This window comes from Microbacterium sp. ISL-103, from assembly GCF_018613995.1.
In the GTDB taxonomy this organism is placed as follows: domain Bacteria; phylum Actinomycetota; class Actinomycetes; order Actinomycetales; family Microbacteriaceae; genus Microbacterium.
In genome coordinates, this window is record NZ_JAGGPD010000403.1 from 1 (window position 1) to 3,758 (window position 3,758).

Genomic DNA, 3,758 nt, shown 5'->3' on the forward strand with positions numbered 1-3,758 from the left:
AGGTCTCCTTCGCGCATGAGCCCGGCACGGCATGCGCCGACGGCCTCGAACGAGTCGATGATCGTGACGTCCTTCTCGGTGCCGTCCGAGAGCTTGACCCACCCGGGTGCGATGGAGCCGGCGTAGAGGAACACGCTCGACAGGTCGAGGCGAGCGCTGGCCATCAGCATCCCCGGGATCGACTTGTCGCATCCGGCGAGCAGCACCGAACCGTCGAGGCGCTCGGCCATCATCACGGTCTCGACCGAGTCGGCGATGACCTCGCGCGACACGAGCGAGAAGTGCATGCCCTCGTGGCCCATCGAGATGCCGTCGGAGACGGAGATGGTGCCGAACTGCAGCGGGTACCCGCCGCCGGAGTGCACTCCCTCTTTGGCGCCCTGGGCGAGTCGGTCGAGGCTCAGGTTGCAGGGGGTGATCTCGTTCCAGCTGGAGGCGATGCCGATCTGCGGCTTGTCCCAGTCGGCGTCGCCCATGCCGACGGCACGGAGCATGCCTCGGGAGGTCGTCGCCTCGATGCCGTCTGTGACGACGCGGCTGCGGGGCTTGATGTCGATGGGCGCGCTGGTGGAGGGATCATGCGAGGACATGACGGAAGTCTATTCCCGCCGAGAGGTGCGCTCGTCCGCGAGCGTCTCCAGAAGCAGGGCGATCTGTTGTGGGTTCTCCACACGAAGCTCCGCCGCGCTCTCCCCCGGTCCCACGCGCACACCCAAGTCGTCTCCTGTGAGCACGCGCATCGCATCCTCGTCGGTGACGTCATCGCCGGCGAAGAGGATCGCGGTCGCGTCGAAGTGCTCGCGAAGCGCGGTCATCGCGGCGTCCTTGCCTTCGTCGCGCGAGGAGAACTCGAGCACGCGGTGCCCCGAGCGCCGCCGCCAGTGCGGGTAGCGCTCGGCCACGAGCGCGTCGATCTCGGCGAAGACCGCCTTCTCGACCTCGGGCGTGGCGGTGCGGGTGTGCACGCCCATCCCGAAGGTCTTCGGCTCGAGTTCGGCGCCCTCGTAGCGGTCGATGATCGGGCGCGCGGCCTCCCACAGCTCCTCGCGGGAGCCCTCTGCCGTGTGGCTGTCCGCCTCGGCCGCACCGACACCTGGATACCAGTACTGCGCGCCGTGCGAGCCGGCAAGCGCGATCAGGGAGTCGTCGGTGTGCTCCGTGATGACCCTCAGGTCGTGCATGCTGCGCCCGGAGACGTATGCGACGACGGTGTCGGGCAGAGCGGCGAGTCGCGCGACCTGAACGGCGACTTCGGGGAGCGCTCGCGCCGCCATCGGATCCGGGACCAGCGGAGACGCTGTGCCGTCGAAATCGAGAGCGACGACCAGCCGCGGTGTCGCGGCGATGGTGCTGAGCGCGGCGTCTGCCGATCCGGGCGTCCAGTTGCGGGTCACAGGGTCTCCAATCGAAGCGGGTCCCTCCAGTATGGCCGCCGGAGTCAGCGCCGCCGGACCTCGTCGAGCGCTCGCAGGAACGACGACGACCACGCGTTCACGTCGTTCTCGAGAACGCGACGTCGGAGCGACCGCATCCGCTTCCCCTGCTCGGACGGCGACATCTCGACGGCTGTCATGATCGCGTCCTTGAGGCCAGCGATGTCGTGCGGATTCACGCGCACGGCCTGCCGCAGCTCGTCCGCCGCGCCGGTGAACTCGCTCAGCACCAGCACACCGCGGTTGTCGGCGCGGGTCGCCACGTACTCCTTCGCCACGAGATTCATGCCGTCACGCAGCGCCGTAACGAGCATGACGTCGGCCGCGAGGTACAGCGCGACCATCTCCTCACGGGGATACCCCTGGTGCAGATACCGGATCGCGGTGTGCCCCATCGTGTCGTGGTCGCCGTTGATGCGGCCGACGGCGAGCTCGATCTCGTCGCGCAGATGCACATATGCGTCGACGCGCTCGCGGCTGGGGCTCGCCACCTGCACGAACGTGACGTCGTCGACGCTCAGCCGACCGTCTTCGAGCAGTTCGCCGTAGGCCTTGATCCGGTGCCGGATGCCCTTGGTGTAATCCAGCCGGTCGACGCCGAGCAGGATCTTCTTGGGGTTGCCCAGGCTCGCCCTGATCTCGGCGGCGCGCGCCCGCACCTCGGGGCGGGCGGCGAGCTCGAGGTAGGGCTCCGTGTCGATAGAGATGGGGAAGGCCCGCGCGACCGCGGTACGAGTGCCTCCGTCTGCCGTGGGAACCGTCACCGCGGATCCCTTGACCTCGTGACGGAGGCGACGTCGCACCGCCGTCAGGAAGTACGTGGCGTCCTGCGCCCGCTGGAACCCGATGACGTCGGCGCCGAGCAGGCCCTTGAGCACCTGATCGCGCCACGGCAGCTGCGCGTACAGACCGTGAGCCGGGAACGGGATGTGGTGGAAGTACCCGATGGTCACATCGTCGCGAAGCTCCCGGATCATCTGCGGCACGAGCTGCAGCTGATAGTCGTGCACCCACACCGTGCCGTTCGGCGCGACGACATCTGCCGCTGCCTGTGCGAAGCGGCGGTTGACCTTGACGTAGGCCTCCCACCACTCGCGGTGATACTGGGGCGGGGCGATCACGTCGTGGTAGAGCGGCCAGATCGTGTCGTTGGCGAAGCCCCCGGAGTAGTCCTCGATCTCTTCGGCGCTGAGGGGCACGGGGACGAGGTCGATGCCGTTGATCTCGAAAGGCTCGAGTTCGACGTCCGGCCGGCCCGCCCATCCCACCCAGGCGCCGCGGGCGCTGCGCATCATGGGCTCGAGCGCTGCCACGAGACCGCCCGGGGACGTGCGCCATTCCTCGTCGCCGTCAGGACCCACGACCTTGTCGACCGGGAGCCGGTTGGCGACGACGACGAAATCTGCGAGTGACATGGGTGAACGCTCCTGACGATGCAGTGGGGGTGCTCCTCAGGCTACAGAAGCTCAGACCGAGGCTACGCGAGGTCGCGACGTGCTCAGTCGCCAGTTGACAAGGCCCGCGGCGAAGGCTAGCGCGGCGGCGAAGATCGGCAGGAAGAGAGCACTGGACGTGCCCGAGCTCTCGGCGAGCTCTCCGGCGACCGCCGCACCGATGGACTGGCCGACGACGATCCCCGAGCCGAGCATCGTCATGACCGTGGCCGAGCGACCCAGCGGACTCCGAGCGGCACCGAAACTGTACTGGGTGACCAGCGTGGGTCCGATGCCGATCCCCATGATCGCCAGGGCGACCATCATCATCGCCGGAGTGTCGACGAGCAGCAGCAGCAGGCTTCCCGCGAGCAGGATCCCCGAGAAGGTCAGCCAGCGAGCGCGCAGCGAGAACCGCACCGGCAGCCATGCGACGCCGAGGGCGAGGATCGCCGAACCGACGCCCATGACGCCGTAGAGCAGCCCCGCCTGCTCGGGCGCGCCACGATCGGCCATGAAAGAGGTGAGCGAGGTGAGCATCGTGCCGAAGAACATCCCCACGCCCAGGATGCCCACGACGACGACCAGCACGCGCGGGGAGAACAGCTCCGACACCGCCGAGGGAGCCCGGCCGTCAGCGTCCCGGTGCACCGACACGGCGCGCGCGCTCGGATGCAGAGCGAACGCGCCCACGAAGACGACGGTCAGCACTGCAGCGCCGACCAGCGGCGCCCAGGGCGCGAGCACGGATGCGAGGACGCCGACGATGAAGGGACCGAAGACGAAGACCGTCTCGTCGGCTGCCGATTCGTACGCCATGGTGCCCGAGATCGTGCGGGGGCGCACAGCCTCCGGCATCCGGTCACTGATCATCGTGACCAGTCGGGACCGC

Annotated in this window: 4 protein-coding genes; all 4 read right to left on the reverse strand. The window is 68.6% G+C overall.

The features are described from left to right. The coding region (locus tag J7E68_RS14495) for a dihydroxy-acid dehydratase (RefSeq protein ID WP_215173706.1) at nt 1-590 on the reverse strand (590 nt) is incomplete at its 3' end. A 9-nt stretch (nt 591-599) separates the two neighbouring features. Continuing rightward, nucleotides 600-1,394, reverse strand: coding sequence for a trehalose-phosphatase (otsB, locus tag J7E68_RS14500; RefSeq protein ID WP_215173714.1), 795 nt, complete (start codon nt 1,392-1,394; stop codon nt 600-602). Nucleotides 1,395-1,438: 44 nt separating this feature from the next. Then, entirely contained in the window at nt 1,439-2,848 is a 1,410-nt protein-coding gene (locus tag J7E68_RS14505; RefSeq protein WP_215173716.1) for a trehalose-6-phosphate synthase, read from the reverse strand. Nucleotides 2,849-2,899: 51 nt separating this feature from the next. Further along, nucleotides 2,900-3,758: MFS transporter (locus J7E68_RS14510; protein ID WP_215173718.1), on the reverse strand; the 859-nt coding region annotated here is incomplete at its 5' end.

What these genes read in the sequence shown, in the direction of transcription:
- J7E68_RS14505 (WP_215173716.1), bottom strand. Translation starts at nt 2,848, where the DNA reads ATGTCACTCGCAGATTTCGTCGTCGTCGCCAACCGGCTCCCGGTCGAC.